We start from the raw sequence: 14,452 nt of genomic DNA, 5'->3' as shown, positions 1-14,452 counted from the left end.
TCCCCCTCGAATCGTCAGCTGTGCATGCAGTTGTATCAAGCAGCACTGACTGACCAGGACTTCGTCGACCACTTCAGCGAGGTGCGTGATGTCTTGCGCGCATGTGGCTGGGCTTTCGATGCGCTGCACCTTCCGGGTGCGCGGTGCTCTGTCGTCGGGCGGCCGGTTCTTGGACGACGCTCTTCGGAACCGGGGCGGCAGCCGCCTCGGGCGCCGGCGGAGCATGAGCAGTCAGTGGCGGTAGCAGTACGAATCCGAGGAGGCGTCGCCGCCTTGCAAGCGCGTCTGGTGCACGCGCAAGCCGAGGAAGTCCGCGCCGTGCGGGAAGAAGCGGCTGTCGACGGAGAGCCCGCCGTGCGCGGGGTCGGCGTCCAGTTTGATCATCCAGGGGTCGATGCCCGCGGGATAGAGCTGCGCGTCCCAGGCGGAGTACAGGGAGTTCGTCAGGTACACGCGCCGCCCGTCACGGCTGAGTTCGACCATCTGGGCTCCGCCGGTCAGCGGAATGTCCGGCTCGGCGGGAAACGGCTGTCGGCCGACGACGCCGCCAAGACGCACGGACGAGGTCTGCCTCGGATGGAACGGGTCGCTCACGTCGTACTGGAGCAGCTCGCCGGTTCCCCATGCGGATACGTACAGCCACCGGTCGTCCACCGTCAGGTCGATGTCGGTGATGAGTGGGGGCACGGCGCCGAACGGCTGCAGCGCCGGGGGCAGGTCCTCCGTCTGCGCGGGCTCGGCAGGGATGGTGATCACCTTGCGGACCACGAAGTGCTCGCCCTCTCGATTCCACAGCCACACGGACGCCGACAGGTCCTCCACGTCGACCACGGTGTTGGTGAATCCCCACGTCGCCTCGGGGTCGTGCGCGGGACGCAGCTCCAGCACCATCTGGTTCTCATCCCCCAGATCGACGCGTTGCAGGTGCCGTCCGGAGTCCAGCTCCCAGAAGTGCAGTGAGTGGCCGTACTGGCGGCCCAGTAGCAGTTCGGGGACAAGACCGTCCTCGACCATCGAGGGGCTCCCCCACTCGCTGGTCACGGCGATGTTCTGGCGCAGATGCCACCAGACGTCGTAAGCCAACCGCTGCGGTCCGCGGTCGCTCTCCCAGGCGCGCAGCACTTCGAAGCTTTCGTGGTCCAGCAGAGCGACGCCGCCGGGCCCGTCCGCACCGTCCGCGCCGCCCAGGCAGGACAAGAACATTCCGTCGGGGCCGCAGTGGAGTGTGTGCGGACGCGAGTACCCGGCCTTGGCGGCCAACTCCTCGGCCTCGACCGTCCTGACCAGGCGGGGGCGGGCGGGATCGGGGCCGGTGTCGAAGACATGCAGCCGGGAGGAGCGCAGTCCCGGAACGATCAGGTAGCGCCGCGCAGCGTGATGATGACCGGCATGCGCCAGCGCGCTCGAGCAGGCGTTCCAGCCGAAGTGGTGCAGTTCGTTGCCCAGGCCGGGCAGCTCGACGTGGGAGGTCACGCGGCCGTACACGGGAGATTCGGGGTCGGTGCCGACCGTGAACAGCGCGTCCGCGCGCTGTGCGGTCGGGTCGAACCCGACCACATAGGCGAGCACTTCCGGGGGCGCGGCGACCGCGTCCGCCGGAGTGCGGTACAAGGTGGGGTCGCTGTGATCGTCGCGGTCGTGAGCGCGGTCGGTCGTCGTCATGGCTTTTCCGTTCTCCCGAACGGGAGCCTGGATCCGTGGGACTCCCGACAGGCAGCCGGGCTCAGCCGTTCGAGGTCGATGGGCAGACGCCGGACATCGATGCCATGAATTCAGCGTTTCACAGCCCCCGGAGCACTGCCATGGCGGCAGCACGGGCGCGTGGACCGGCCGCAGTGTGCGGCTCGTCTCCGGCACCCCCGTGAGCGGCGGCGCGGAGCGCGGCCGGACCTTCCGGCACGGCCTGCCCACAGCTTCTTGTTTCGTGTGCTGAAAGCCGGCTACAGACGCAGGAGAAGGGCCCCGATCCGGGTGGAGGATTCGGAGGGGCCCTTCAACGGTGTGGTGGCCTTCCCGGGTTGCTACGCGACCCCGTGACACTCCCGATAAGCCCGCCCCGACCCGCACCAGCAAGCCGCGTTGCGGGCCGGCGGCCACGGCACCGCGCGCCCGCGGGCGGCGAGCGTCGTGGCGTACTGGGGGAGGAGGTTCGGGTCGGACGGGGACGCGGCTTCCGAGGCGGCGAAGGCCTCGTACGAGGGGACCGTGCCCGTGACGATGCCCAGGTTCGGGGTGCCCGCGGAGTGCAGGTCGCGGAGGGCGGCTTCCAGGTCGGCGAGGTGGTCGGTGTGGGAGGGGTACTCCGCGCTCAGGGTGGGGTACGCGGCGGTGAGCTCGTTCAGTTCCGGTTCCGTCCAGTGCAGGACCGCCACCGGGAACGGGCGGGAGAGCGCGGTGCGGTAGGTGCCCAGTTCGGCGCGGAGGCGGGTGATCTCGGCCTGGAGCTCGCCCGGGTCGGAGGAGCCCAGTGACCACAGCCGCTTCGGGTCGTGGAGCTCGTCCAGCGGGACCGTGGAGGTGTGGAGCGTGTCGGTCAGTTCGTCCCAGACGTCGTGCTCGACACCCAGCAGGCGGCGTACGCGGTGGCGGCCGGTCAGCAGGGACTGGGTGGCGTACGGGACTTCCTCGCCGGGTGTCAGGAGCAGAGTCAGCGCGGTCGTGAAGTAGTCGTGGGCCGACTCCAGCTCGTCGTGCGATTCCAGGGTCTCGGCCGCGATCTGCCAGGGGCCCGCTTCGAGGGGGCCGGCCGTGCGGATGCCTTCGATGATGGCGCGGGCCTCGGCCTCGTGGCCGTACTCCCAGAGGTTCGAGGCCTTAAGGGCCTTGATCAGGTGCGGGTCGGCGGTGCTCGTGGCGAGGAGTTCGTCGTAGAGGGTGGCGGCGCGGGCGCGTTCGCCGGCGAGTTCCAGGTGGGCTGCGGCCCTCAGGTGCAGCGGTTCCCGGTCGTCGGGGTACTGCGCCGCCGTGCGCAGCAGGCGCTCGGCTTCGGCAATGTGGTCAGCAGGCGTGTCGGGGCGCATGAACCACACCGTACTGCTGTACGGCGGCTGCACGGAGGGTTGTTCCGACCCTGGAGAGTTACGGGTCATGCCCTTATCGTGCGGGCCGTGAGCGAGCGGATACCGGTCATGGTGCAGCGCCGCCGGCGCGGGCGGCGCGTCGCCGCGCGCGGGCTCTGGGCGGGCGCCGAGGCGGTGGTCACGCTCGGTGTGGTGCTGCTGCTCCTCGTCGTCCATCAGCTGTGGTGGACCAACCGGCAGGCCAGGGCCGATGCCCGGCACACCGTGCAGTCCCTGGAGCAGGAGTGGGGGCAGGAGTGGGGCGGGGACCCGGTTGTTCCGTCCGCCCCGGCGCAGGAGGACGCGGATGCGGACGAAGGGAAGGGGGGCGGGCGCTCGCGGGCGGGTGCGGCGCCCGCGACGGCGGCTGCCGCGCCCCGCTGGGACCAGGCCTATGCCGTCCTGCGCATCCCGCGTCTCGGGCTCATCGCCCCCGTCGCCCAGGGCATCAGCAAGAGCGGTGTCCTCGACAAGGGGTACGTCGGGCACTACCCGCGCACCGCGCAGCCCGGCGCCACCGGGAACTTCGCGCTCGCCGGGCATCGCAACACCCACGGCGAACCGTTCCGCTACATCAACCGGCTGCGGCGCGGTGACCGGATCACCGTCGAGACCCGGGAGCACGTCTACACGTACGTCGTCGACAAGACGCTGGCGCAGACCGCCGCCCGGGACAGCGGGGTCGTCGCCGCCGTGCCACGCAGCAATCTGAAGCCCGCCGTCGGGTACAGCGAGCCCGGTTCCTATGTGACGCTGACCACGTGCACGCCCGAATTCACCTCCCGGTACCGCCTGGTCGTCTGGGGGAGGCTGACGGGGGTGCGGGGTCGCTAGTGGCGGGTCACTAAGCTCTTCCGACGTGCTCAGTCGACGTCCGCAGTTGTTGTGGTTGCTGGTTCCCTACGTGCTGTACCTGGGGGCGCTGCCGTTCGTGAACCGGGTCCGTCCCGTCGTCCTCGGACTGCCGTTCCTCTTCGTGTGGCTGCTCGGGGCGACCCTGCTGACACCCGTCGCGGTGTGGCTGACCCGGCGAGGGGACCGCCGGTGAACGCCGCGGTCGCGACCTCCGTCTTCGGGGTCTTCATGGTGGCCACCGTCGTACTCGGGCTCCTGGCCGTGCGAGGCCGCGGGGGCAAGGGCCGTGGCGGGCTCGCCGAGTGGTCCGTCGGCGGGCGCAGTCTCGGGACCGTCTTCATCTGGGTGCTGATGGCCGGTGAGGGCTACACCAGCTTCAGCTATCTCGGGGCTGCCGGCTGGGGCTACAACTACGGGGCGCCCGTGCTCTATGTGGTGGCGTACATGTCCTGCGGCTACGCCGTCGGGTACGTGGTCGGGCCGATGCTCTGGGCGTACGCGCGCCGGCACGGGCTCGTCGGGATCACCGACATGGTCGCGCACCGCTTCGGGCGTCCCTGGCTCGGCGCCCTCGTCGCGGTCCTCGCGACCGTGTTCCTGCTGCCGTACATCCAGCTCCAGATCACCGGCATGGGCGTCGTCGTCTCCACCATCTCGTACGGCGCCATCAGCCTGAACTGGGCCTACTTCGTCGCCTTCGCCGTCACCACCGGATTCGTCGTGGTCAGCGGGCTGCGCGGCAGCGCCTGGGTGTCCGTGCTCAAGGACGTGCTGGTGATCGCCACGCTCGGGTTCCTCGCCTGCTACGTACCCCTGCACTACTTCGACGGGTACGGGCCCTTCCTCGACCGGCTCGTCACCGAGAAGGGCGAGTGGCTGACCTTCCCCGGGCACGGCGGCAGCGGGCTCGGGCAGGCCTGGTTCATCACCACCTCGTTCCTCAACTCCCTCACCGTGGTGATCTTCCCGACCACCGTCGCCGGATACCTCGGTGCGAAGAACGCCGACGTCCTGCGCCGCAACGCGATGTGGCTGCCGGCGTACAACGTGCTGCTCTTCGTCCCGATGCTGCTCGGCATGGCCGCCCTCTTCGTCGTGCCGGGGCTCGTCGGAGCCGAGTCCAACCTCGCGCTCTTCAGGCTCGTCGTGGACTCGCTGCCCGCCTGGGCCGTCGGCATCATCGGGGTGGCGGCCGCGCTGTCGTCGATCGTGCCCATGGCCGTCTTCATGCTCGTCATCGGCACCATGTGGGGACGGAGCGTGCTCTCGCTCGTGCCGCGCTGGCAGCAGCGGCAGAAGGGCGCCGCGCAGACCGTCGTCGTGGTCGCGGGTGCGATCGCGCTTGTGCTGACGTACACCGCGCCGAACACACTGGTGCGGCTCTCTCTCATCTCGTACGAGGGAATGGCGCAGCTGCTTCCCATGGTGCTTCTGGGGCTGATGTGGCGACGGCTGACGCTGCTCGGCGCGATGGCCGGGCTGGTCGTGGGCGTGGGGGTGGTCTGCGGGTTCGTGTTTACCGAGCACGATCCGGTGTGGGGCGTGAACGCGGGCATCGTCGCGCTCGGCGCCAACCTCGCCGTCGCGCTCGCGGTGACGTACGCCGGTCCGCGCGAGCACGACGACCGCCCGGACAGCGATGTGCTCGCGCGCGACGAAGCGGACGTGGTGTACGAAGCGGGGAGGGCCCGAGGCACGGAGGCGGCCGGGGATCCGGAGCTCGTCGGGGCGGGTGCCCGCGAGGCGGGCGGCGGTCCCGTGGAAGGGTGACGCCCACCGTCGCCACCAGGGCCGTCACGACCGGGAGCGGCACCGTTTCGCCGCGTCCGGGCCCGGTGCCGCCGACAACAGCCCCGGCCGTGTGACGAACGCCTCCTCGCCGACAGCGGCAGGGCCCTTCGGCGGGTCATCCGCCCCCTCGGCGTGCGGGGCAGCGAGCACCACCGCGACACGCGCCCGGTGCGGCTCTTCGCCATGCCGCGTGCGGTACGGCGCCGGGGGTACGGCAACGGCCCGGTCCGCGCCCGGGCCGTACCGCCCGGGAACATCGAGATCCGGCCGGGCGACGGGCCCGCCCCGGACCCCGGCCATCCGGTCGGCCGCGCCCTGCTCGCACCGCGCCGATCGGCGCTGGCCGCCGGAGGCCGGGCCGGTTCGACGCCGGGCCCCCTCCCGATGGCATCGTGTATAACGGCTGGAGGGCCGCATGCGCGCACCCGGAAGACCGAGCGACCGAGATGTGAGCGGGGGAGGGCCGATGAGCAGCAGCATGAACCGTCTGCGCGATGGCATCACCCAGCTGCCCCGCCCCGTCGGACTCCTGCTCTTCCTCCTCGTCGAAGTCCTCCTCGCCGAGGGCGGCAGCCTCTCCGCCGCGGTCGCGCTCGCCGCCACTGCTGCCGCCGGCTCCGCACTCGTCGCCTGCTCGGTCATCAGCGCCCGCTGCGCAGCCCCGGTGCCCCGCACCCGGGTCCGTACCGCCATGCGCGACCGCGAGAAACGCACCGCGTTCCTGCCGCAGCGCGACCCCGACGCCAAGGGACGCAGGCGGCCCCGAGCCCCCGGCCGTGCCCTCCTGACGGCCGCGTAGGGACTTCGCCCACCTTCTCCTGCCCGGGTACGCGCGCATTCGCGTACCCGGCGGACCCCGCCCACGCGGGCCGTCATGCCGAGCCAGAACTCTCTTCCCCGGCACGACGAGACCCCCGGAGGGCTCATCCATGTCCGTCTTCATGTCCGCTTTCGCCAGTCTGGTCGGCGCCTTCGCCGATCTGCTCCACCCGCTCTTCCAGGGCGCCGCCACCGCTGCCGCGATCGTCCTCTTCACGGCGCTGGTGCGGCTCGCCGTGCACCCGCTGTCGCGGGCCGCGGCGCGCGGGCAGAAGGCCCGCACCAGGCTCCAGCCGCAGATCGCCGAGTTGCGCAAGAAGCACGGCAAGAACCCCGAGCGCATGCAGAAGGCGCTCATGGAACTGCACAAGGAGGAGAAGGTCTCGCCGCTGTCGGGCTGCCTGCCCAGCCTTCTCCAGATGCCCGCCTTCTTCCTGCTCTACCACCTCTTCTCCAGCCAGAAGATCGGCGGCGACCCCAACGCGCTGCTCAGCCACGAGCTCTTCGGCGCCCCGCTCGGCGAGCGCTGGCACAACGCGCTCGCGCACGGCGGGCTGTTCGGTGCGCAGGGCGTCGTCTATCTCGGTCTCTTCGCGATCGTCGCCGCCGTCGCGACTTTCAACTACCGGCGTACGAAGCGTCAGCTCGCCGCCGCCCCCACCCCTTCCGCCACGGGGCCCGACGGGCAGCCGGTGCCGGGCATGGGCGCGATGACGAAACTGATGCCGCTGATGTCCTTCTTCACGCTGGTCTCGGTCGCGTACGTGCCGCTCGCCGCCGCGCTCTACATCGTCACGAGCACCACCTGGACCGCGGTCGAGCGGACCGTTCTCTACCGCGACATGCCGGCCGCGGGTGCCGCCATGGCCACCGCGGCGTAAGGGGCAGGGCCACCGCCGCGCAATCGGCACCGCGAGCGGGCCGGTCCAGTGTGTGAACAGGGTCTTGCGGAGTGATCCGATGTCTTGGAGGATCGGCCAAGCCTGCGATGGCCGCCACCCATCCGACGGGCCCGATCTCGACCAAGGGGAGACAGACCGTTGAAGCTGCTTCGCGTGGGTACGGCAGGTGCGGAACGACCGGCGCTGCTGGACCAGGACGGCACGCTGCGTGACCTGTCGGGCGTCGTCACCGACATCGACAGCGACCTGCTCGCCGAGGAGCCCGCGCTGGCCCGCGTACGGGCCGCCGCGGCCGCGCCCGGCGAGCTGCCCGTACTCGACGCCGCCGGGCTCCGGGTCGGGCCGCCGCTCGCCCGGATCGGCAAGATCGTGTGCATCGGGCTGAACTACCACGATCACGCCACCGAGACCGGCGCGGCGATACCGGACGAGCCGATCCTCTTCTTCAAGGCCCCGGACACCGTCGTCGGACCCGAGGACACCGTGCTGGTGCCGCGCGGCAGCCGTAAGACCGACTGGGAGGTCGAGCTCGCCGTCGTCATCGGCCGCACCGCCCGCTACCTGGACTCCGCCGAGGAGGCTCTCGGCCACGTCGCCGGGTACGCGGTCGCGCACGACGTCTCCGAGCGCGAGTTCCAGATCGAGCGCGGCGGCACCTGGGACAAGGGCAAGAACTGCGAGACGTTCAACCCGCTGGGGCCCTGGCTGGTGACGGCCGACGAGGTGCCCGACCCGCAGGCGCTGCCGCTGAGGCTCTGGGTCAACGGCGAGCTGAAGCAGGACGGCACGACCGCCGACCAGATCTTCTCGGTGGGCGAGGTCGTGCGCTACCTCAGCCACTTCATGACGCTGTACCCGGGCGATGTCATCAACACCGGCACGCCGGCCGGGGTGGCCCTGGGGCAGCCGGAGCCCAAGCCGTATCTGAAGGCGGGCGACGTCGTCGAGCTCGAGATCGAGGGGCTGGGGCGGCAGCGGCAGGAGCTCAAGGACGCGTAGCCGCCCGGCCACTCTTCTGCTCAAAGATCGGAGGGGTGGGGTGCTGCACCGGCAGCGCCCCACCCCTCCTGCATGCCATCAGACGATCGAGGTGGCGAACCGTTCCAGCGCCTCGACGACCAGTGCGTGGTCGTCCGCCTGCGGCAGACCCGAGACCGTGACCGAGCCGATCACGCCCGCGCCCTCGACCGCGATCGGGAACGAACCGCCGTGCGCGGCATACGTGTCCGGGTCCAGCCGCGAGGAGTCATCGAACGTCGTCCCCTTCGCCCGGAACCGCGTCCCGACCAGGTACGAGCTCTCGCCGTACCGCTCGACCACCTTGCGCTTGCGGTCGATCCACGCGTCGTTGTCCGCGCTGGAACCGGGCAGCGCGGCATGGAACAGCTGCTGGGCACCGCGCCGGATGTCGATCGCGACCGGTGCGTGCCGCTCCCGGGCCATGGAGACGAGCAGGCCGCCGAGCGCGTACGCGTCGTCGTAGCTGAAATGCGGCAGCGTCAGCCGGCGCTCCTGGGCGATGAGCTCGGAGATGGTCGGAGCGGTGGGGTTCATGCGGTCTGCTCCTCGGAAACGGTGGGCAGGGTTACGGTGACGCCTTCGCGGGCCGAGCGGCGGGCGGCCTCCAGGACGTCGAGGGCGGCGGCGGCCTGCAGGGCCGTCACCGGATTGTCACCCTTGCCGCGCACCGCGTCAGCGACCGCCGCGTAGTACGCGGGGTAGTCACCCGGCAGGGTACGGACCGGGGCGCCGCCACCCGTCAGCGGCGACTCGCCCGAACCGATGCGTCCCCACAGCTCCTCGGGCTCCTCGCCCCAGCCGCCGTCGGCGGACGGGCGGAGACCGTCGCGCAGGGCGGCCTCCTGCGGGTCCAGCCCGTGCTTCACATAACCGGCCTTCGAGCCGAGCACCCGGAATCGCGGGCCGAGCTGGGCGGTCGTGGCGCTGACGTACAGATGCGAGCGGACCCCGTTCGCATGGGTGAGCGCGAGGAAGGTGTCGTCGTCGGTGGCGGAGCCGGGCCGACGCGCGTCGGTCTCCGCGTACACCTGCACGGCCGGGCCGAAGAGCATGAGCGCCTGGTCGACGACATGGCTGCCCAGGTCGTACAGCAGCCCGCCGATCTCCTGCGGGTCGCCCGACTCGCGCCAGCCGCCCTTCAGCTGCGGGCGCCACCGCTCGAAACGGGACTCGAAGCGCTGCACGTCACCGAGCTCGCCGTCCGCGATCAGCCGGGCGAGGGTCAGGAAGTCGTTGTCCCAGCGGCGGTTCTGGAACACCGAGAGCAGCAGGCCGCGCTCCTCGGCCAACGCGGCGAGCTCGCGCGCCTCGGCGGCCGTGCCGGCGATCGGCTTGTCCACGACGACCGGCAGGCCGGCCTTGAGCGCGGCCGTCGCGATCGGGACGTGGGTCCTGTTGGGGGAGGCGATCACGATCAGGTCGAGCGCGTCGGGGCCGTCCGCACGGGCCCAGAGCTCGTCCGGCGATGCGGCGAAGGTGACGTCGGGGAACTCGGCGCGGGCCTGCGCCCGCCGCTCCTCGTTCGACGTGACGACCGTGTCGAGGACGAGCCCCTCGGTCGCGGCGATCAGCGGGGCGTGGAAGACGGAGCCCGCCAGGCCGTAGCCGACGAGTCCGACGCGGAGGGGAGTCGTGATGCCAGTCATGCAATCCACTTAAGCAACGCTGTTGCCAAAGTGCAAGCGAGAGGGACAATGGGGCCGTGAACAGGAGTATTGCCGGGGCGAATCTGCCGACACTGCGCAGCCACAACGCGGCGCTCGTGCTGGACCTGCTGCGTGTCGCGGGCGAGCGCGGCATCAGCCGGCTGGAACTGGCGGAACGGACGGGGCTCACGCCGCAGGCCGTCAGCAAGATCACCGCCCGGCTGCGGGCGGAGGGCCTGGCGGCGGAGGCCGGCCATCGCGCGTCCACGGGCGGCAAGCCGCGCACGGTGCTGCGCCTCGTCCCGGACGCGGGGCACGCGGTGGGGCTGCACCTGGACCGCGACGAGCTGACGGCGGTCCTGGTCGACCTGGCGGGAGCGGTCGTCGCGAGCCGCAGGGCGCCGCTGGACTTCGGTGCGCCGGCGGGGGACGTGGTCACGGTGGCGGCGGGCGAGATCGCGGCCCTGCTGGGGGCCGCGGACGGCGCCGGGCCCACGCGCACCGTGCTCGGGACCGGCGTCGCCGTGCCGGGGCCGCTGGATCACCGCGGGGGCGTGCTGCATCGTGTCACCGGGTTTCCGCAGTGGGACGGCTTCCCGCTCCGGGACGCCCTCGCCGCCCGCACCGGCCTGCCCGTCGTCGTCGACAAGGACACCAACGCCGCCGCCCTCGGGCTCGCCCTGCGGGCCGACGGCCCCGGCGACTTCGCGTATCTGCATCTCGGAACCGGGCTGGGCGCCGGGCTGTTCCTCGGCGGGGCGTTGCACCGCGGGCCCCGTACGGGTGCCGGTGAGTTCGGGCATCAGACCGTGGCGCTGGACGGCCCGCTGTGCACCTGCGGCGGGCGCGGCTGCATCGAGGCGCTCTGTCTCGCCGCCGTCGCCGACGGCGATGTCGCGGAGGCCGCGCGGGTGCTCGGGACCGGCGCCGCCAACCTGGTCGGGCTGCTCGACATCGACCGCGTCGTGCTGGGCGGCCGTACCGTCGGCGCCGATCCGGACGCGTACGTACGAGGGGTCCGCTCCGTGATCGAGGAACGCGTCCGGCGTGACGGCACCGGCGCGAGCGTGCCGCTCGTCACCACGGTCGGCGGCGGCAGACCGGTCGCCGAGGGGGCCGCGCAGCTGGTCCTCGCCCCGCTGTTCGGACGGGTCGGCAGCGGCGGCGCCTGAGGGCTGTCCGACGGATCATGGCCGGGGCCGTTGGAGCGATACGGACGTGGGCCGATCGGGGGGCCGGAGTCGGCCGACCGGGCGGTACCCCGGCATGTCGGTGCCGGCGGGTCGCGCGCGCGTGACAGCGTCGCCGCCGACAGCCGGTGACCTCCGGGCACGGGGCGATCCGACCGTTCGCAAGCAGCGAAGGGTGCCCCCTATGTCCGCCCAGCCGTCCCCGGACCTACCGTCCGCACCGCCACCGTCGTCCTCGCCCGTGGCTTCCACCCCACCGGCCCCCGCGCGGCCGCGCCACGGAATCGCCCTCGGGCTGGCCGTCGCGAGTGTGGTCCCCGCCGTCCTCGGCGGCCCGACCGCGGCCGCTGCCGCCACGGTCCCCGCGCTCTCCGTCACCGCCGACCAGCAGCCCGCCTGCGGTTCACCGGATTCGGACGACTTCCCGATCGTGACGCGGATCCACGGCGGCCCGCAGGAGTACACCCCGGGCGGCGGCTACGGCACCTGGCTGCTGGATCTGACCAACACGACCTCCGAGTCGTGCCGGTCCATCCACCCGGTCCTGGTCCTCGTCGACGAGGACCGGAGGCTGACCTCCGACCAGATCCAGCTGGAGTTCTCCGAGCAGGCCCAGCCCGACGTCCAGCACCGCGTCAGCTGGGAGACGACCGACCGCGACGAGCACATCGGAGTCTTCGGCGGCGGTGAGGGGGAGGACGCCTTCGAGGGCTTCACCGTCCCCGCGGGCCGCACGGTCACCGTCCGGGTCCGGATGGCGTTCACCTCCGACACCGGACCCAGCCGGATCACCGCCACGGCCGCGATCGTCCAGCGGCATCGCGCCGTGAGTGCCGACGGCAAGACGAAGCCCGAGGACGACGGGGACTGGGTCGGCGAGTCCGACGACTACGCCTTCAACGTCGTCGAGGACGACGGCGATACCGGGGATATCGGCGATACCGGTGACACGGGTGAGGTCGGTGACACCGGCGACACCTCCGGCACCGGCGAGAGCACCGATGTGGGCGGGGCCGGCGATGTGGCCGGGAGCGGCGACCGGGGGCGGGACACCGCTCCCGACGGAACCGGGGACAGCCCGACCGGAGCAGTCGGCGGCATCGACGGCACTCGTGACACCGATGGCACCGGAGCCATCGGCGGCACCGGTGACACCGATGCCATCGGCGGCGTGGACGGTCTCGGAAACGTCGGTGGCACGCAGAACCCCCCTGCCTCCGGACGGGTCCCGGGCGCCGACCCGGCCCCGCAGGACCTTCCCGAGCTCGCAGAGACCGGCCGGACCTCCACCAACCCCTGGCCCGCGCTGGCCACGGCCGCGGCCCTGCTGCTCGGCGGCGCCGCCCTCCTGGCGTGGTCCAGGCGACTGCGCCGTGCCGCCCGCTGACCCGCGGCGCCGGATCCTCTGCGCCCCACCGGGCCACGCTCCGAAAGCTCAGTCGAACTGGACTGCCTGCACCGGGAGTTGACTGTCGCCTCCCTCCTGCGCGTCACCCACGACCGGGTCGGGGCGCCGACCCTCGCCGGCCGGATCCCGCAATCCGGTACGGGCCACGGGCCCACCAGCGCTTCGGCCTAAAATCGGGGATGTCGGCGCTGCACAACGCGGTGCCGCCGGCGTCCCCGCACACGGCGTACGGCAGGAGTCCCACATGGCAGAGCGCAAGCCGATCACATCCTGGCTCACCGACATGGACGGAGTCCTCATCCACGAAGGCACGCCGATCCCCGGTGCAGACGCCTTCATCAAGCGGTTGCGGGAGTCCGGGCTGCCGTTCCTGGTGCTCACCAACAACTCGATCTACACGGCGCGCGACCTGCACGCGCGGCTGGCACGCATGGGCCTGGACGTGCCGGTGGAGAACATCTGGACCTCCGCCCTGGCCACCGCGAAGTTCCTCGACGACCAGCGGCCCGGCGGCACGGCGTACGTCATCGGCGAGGCCGGACTCACCACCGCGCTGCACGACATCGGGTACGTCCTCACCGACCACGACCCCGACTACGTGGTTCTCGGTGAGACCCGGACGTACTCCTTCGAGGCGCTCACCAAGGCGATCCGGCTGATCAACGGTGGCGCCCGCTTCATCTGCACCAACCCGGACGAGACCGGACCGTCCGCCGAGGGCCCGCTGCCCGCCACCGGTGCCGTTGCCGCGCTGATCACCAAGGCCACCGGCAAGGACCCGTACTTCGCGGGCAAGCCCAACCCGCTGATGATGCGCACCGGGCTGAACGCGATCGGCGCCCACTCCGAGACCAGCGCCATGATCGGTGACCGGATGGACACCGACGTGCTGGCCGGTCTGGAAGCGGGTATGCACACGTTCCTGGTGCTGACCGGTCTGACGGCCCCCGCAGACATAGACCGCTACCCCTTCCGGCCGTCCACGGTCGTCGACTCCATCGCCGATCTGGTCGGCCTCGTCGACGTGGGCTGAACCCGCCCGGCATCCGGCGTAAGGGGTACGGGGAACCGTTCCCGCACCCCTTCCCCGGCACCCCCGCTGACCAGCGCCGCCGTCCCTGCGGATGCGAAAACCCGCCGGACGCGTGAACCTTCCCTAAGGAGGTTCACGATGCGTTCCATACCCCTCACGTTCTGTGGAGCAGCGGTGGTCGCGGCGACCCTGCTGTCCGCCCCGGTCGCACTGGCCGACTCCGACTCCGGATCGGACTCCGGCCGCGACCAGGACTCCGCGTCCCGCGCGACCCTCTCGGTCGATCCCTCCTCCGTCGCCCCCGGGGGTGAAGTGGACCTGCAGTTCGACGGCTGCAAGAGCGACGAGGCCAAAGGGATCTCCGACGCCTTCGAATCCGACGCGAGCTTCTCGCCCGAAGGCAGCGACGGGCTCTTCGCCGAGGCCAAGGTCCGTTCCGATGCCTCCGCCGGCGACTACGACATCTGGGTGACCTGCAACGACGACAAGAGCACCCGGGCGTCCGGCACCGTCACCGTCGTCGACCGTGACGGGACCGCCCCCCTCACGCCGATCGCCCCGGTCGCCGCCGGAGGCGGCGGCACCGCAACCGTCCTCGCCGGCGAAACGGCCGAGCAGTCCGGCCCCGGCACCGTGCACACCGTGATCGGGCTGGTCCTGGCAGCCGTCGCGGCCGTCGCCGTCGCCCTGCGCAGTGCCCGCCGTCGCCGCCCGGTCACGGACTGAGTG

General features: G+C 71.7%; 14 protein-coding genes. 10 read left to right on the top strand and 4 right to left on the bottom strand.

The genetic code is table 11. The annotated features are described in order from the left end of the window. Positions 1-231 precede the first annotated feature (231 nt). On the bottom strand, positions 232-1,662 hold the full coding sequence (locus tag LRD69_RS10955) for a selenium-binding protein SBP56-related protein (protein WP_277326382.1): 1,431 nt from the start codon (positions 1,660-1,662) through the stop codon (positions 232-234). 359 nt (positions 1,663-2,021) lie between these two features. Continuing rightward, positions 2,022-3,020 carry an SEC-C domain-containing protein gene (locus LRD69_RS10950; protein WP_277326381.1) on the bottom strand — a complete coding sequence of 333 codons (999 nt, stop codon included), beginning with the start codon at positions 3,018-3,020 and terminating at the stop codon, positions 2,022-2,024. Positions 3,021-3,128: 108 nt separating this feature from the next. Here LRD69_RS10950 and LRD69_RS10945 point away from each other — a divergent pair, with 108 nt between their 5' ends. The 6 genes from LRD69_RS10945 to LRD69_RS10920 all read left to right on the top strand — a co-directional run bounded on the left by LRD69_RS10945 (position 3,129) and on the right by LRD69_RS10920 (position 8,425). Next, on the top strand, positions 3,129-3,893 hold the full coding sequence (locus LRD69_RS10945; RefSeq protein ID WP_277329689.1) for a class E sortase: 765 nt from the start codon (positions 3,129-3,131) through the stop codon (positions 3,891-3,893). Positions 3,894-3,948: 55 nt separating this feature from the next. After that, on the top strand, positions 3,949-4,107 hold the full coding sequence (locus LRD69_RS10940; protein WP_078852680.1) for a DUF3311 domain-containing protein: 159 nt from the start codon (positions 3,949-3,951) through the stop codon (positions 4,105-4,107). Beyond that, positions 4,104-5,684 (top strand): sodium:solute symporter family protein, encoded by a 1,581-nt coding sequence (locus tag LRD69_RS10935; RefSeq protein ID WP_277326379.1) that lies wholly within the window; start codon positions 4,104-4,106, stop codon positions 5,682-5,684. The genes LRD69_RS10940 and LRD69_RS10935 overlap by 4 nt, the downstream gene beginning before the upstream one ends. A 487-nt stretch (positions 5,685-6,171) precedes the next feature. Next, on the top strand, positions 6,172-6,504 hold the full coding sequence (locus LRD69_RS10930; RefSeq protein ID WP_277326378.1) for a DUF6412 domain-containing protein: 333 nt from the start codon (positions 6,172-6,174) through the stop codon (positions 6,502-6,504). A 130-nt stretch (positions 6,505-6,634) separates the two neighbouring features. Further along, complete coding sequence (locus LRD69_RS10925) at positions 6,635-7,405, top strand: YidC/Oxa1 family membrane protein insertase (protein ID WP_277326377.1); 771 nt, start codon at positions 6,635-6,637, stop codon at positions 7,403-7,405. A gap of 159 nt (positions 7,406-7,564) precedes the next feature. Further along, positions 7,565-8,425: a fumarylacetoacetate hydrolase family protein gene (locus tag LRD69_RS10920; protein ID WP_277326376.1), complete on the top strand. Its 861-nt coding sequence runs from the start codon at positions 7,565-7,567 to the stop codon at positions 8,423-8,425. A gap of 78 nt (positions 8,426-8,503) precedes the next feature. Here the strand turns inward: LRD69_RS10920 and LRD69_RS10915 are convergent, their stop codons facing one another. Beyond that, positions 8,504-8,980 carry a heme-degrading domain-containing protein gene (locus LRD69_RS10915; RefSeq protein WP_277326375.1) on the bottom strand — a complete coding sequence of 159 codons (477 nt, stop codon included), beginning with the start codon at positions 8,978-8,980 and terminating at the stop codon, positions 8,504-8,506. Then, positions 8,977-10,092, bottom strand: coding sequence for a Gfo/Idh/MocA family oxidoreductase (locus tag LRD69_RS10910; RefSeq protein ID WP_277326374.1), 1,116 nt, complete (start codon positions 10,090-10,092; stop codon positions 8,977-8,979). The genes LRD69_RS10915 and LRD69_RS10910 overlap by 4 nt, the downstream gene beginning before the upstream one ends. A 56-nt stretch (positions 10,093-10,148) precedes the next feature. On the opposite strand from LRD69_RS10910, the gene LRD69_RS10905 reads away from it, so the two are divergent. The 4 genes from LRD69_RS10905 to LRD69_RS10890 all read left to right on the top strand — a co-directional run bounded on the left by LRD69_RS10905 (position 10,149) and on the right by LRD69_RS10890 (position 14,449). Beyond that, complete coding sequence (locus LRD69_RS10905; RefSeq protein ID WP_277326373.1) at positions 10,149-11,264, top strand: ROK family transcriptional regulator; 1,116 nt, start codon at positions 10,149-10,151, stop codon at positions 11,262-11,264. 259 nt (positions 11,265-11,523) lie between these two features. Then, positions 11,524-12,669 carry an LPXTG cell wall anchor domain-containing protein gene (locus LRD69_RS10900; protein ID WP_277326372.1) on the top strand — a complete coding sequence of 382 codons (1,146 nt, stop codon included), beginning with the start codon at positions 11,524-11,526 and terminating at the stop codon, positions 12,667-12,669. A 265-nt stretch (positions 12,670-12,934) separates the two neighbouring features. Further along, positions 12,935-13,723 carry an HAD-IIA family hydrolase gene (locus LRD69_RS10895; RefSeq protein ID WP_277326371.1) on the top strand — a complete coding sequence of 263 codons (789 nt, stop codon included), beginning with the start codon at positions 12,935-12,937 and terminating at the stop codon, positions 13,721-13,723. A gap of 138 nt (positions 13,724-13,861) precedes the next feature. Then, positions 13,862-14,449 (top strand): hypothetical protein, encoded by a 588-nt coding sequence (locus tag LRD69_RS10890; protein WP_277326370.1) that lies wholly within the window; start codon positions 13,862-13,864, stop codon positions 14,447-14,449. Positions 14,450-14,452 lie beyond the last annotated feature (3 nt).

The sequence above is a fragment of the Streptomyces sp. JH14 genome, assembly GCF_029428675.1.
In the GTDB taxonomy this organism is placed as follows: Bacteria; Actinomycetota; Actinomycetes; order Streptomycetales; family Streptomycetaceae; genus Streptomyces.
The sequence above is the reverse complement of the archived record's forward strand: the minus strand, read 5'-3'. Positions and strand labels throughout refer to the sequence as shown.

Excerpts from the sequence above, each read along its gene's own strand:
- LRD69_RS10910 (WP_277326374.1), bottom strand. The coding sequence starts at position 10,092 with ATGACTGGCATCACGACTCCCCTCCGCGTCGGACTCGTCGGCTACGGC.
- LRD69_RS10950 (WP_277326381.1), bottom strand. The coding sequence starts at position 3,020 with ATGCGCCCCGACACGCCTGCTGACCACATTGCCGAAGCCGAGCGCCTG.
- LRD69_RS10945 (WP_277329689.1), top strand. The coding sequence starts at position 3,129 with ATGGTGCAGCGCCGCCGGCGCGGGCGGCGCGTCGCCGCGCGCGGGCTC.
- LRD69_RS10895 (WP_277326371.1), top strand. The coding sequence starts at position 12,935 with ATGGCAGAGCGCAAGCCGATCACATCCTGGCTCACCGACATGGACGGA.
- LRD69_RS10955 (WP_277326382.1), bottom strand. The coding sequence starts at position 1,662 with ATGACGACGACCGACCGCGCTCACGACCGCGACGATCACAGCGACCCC.
- LRD69_RS10925 (WP_277326377.1), top strand. The coding sequence starts at position 6,635 with ATGTCCGTCTTCATGTCCGCTTTCGCCAGTCTGGTCGGCGCCTTCGCC.
- LRD69_RS10915 (WP_277326375.1), bottom strand. The coding sequence starts at position 8,980 with ATGAACCCCACCGCTCCGACCATCTCCGAGCTCATCGCCCAGGAGCGC.
- LRD69_RS10930 (WP_277326378.1), top strand. The coding sequence starts at position 6,172 with ATGAGCAGCAGCATGAACCGTCTGCGCGATGGCATCACCCAGCTGCCC.
- LRD69_RS10890 (WP_277326370.1), top strand. The coding sequence starts at position 13,862 with ATGCGTTCCATACCCCTCACGTTCTGTGGAGCAGCGGTGGTCGCGGCG.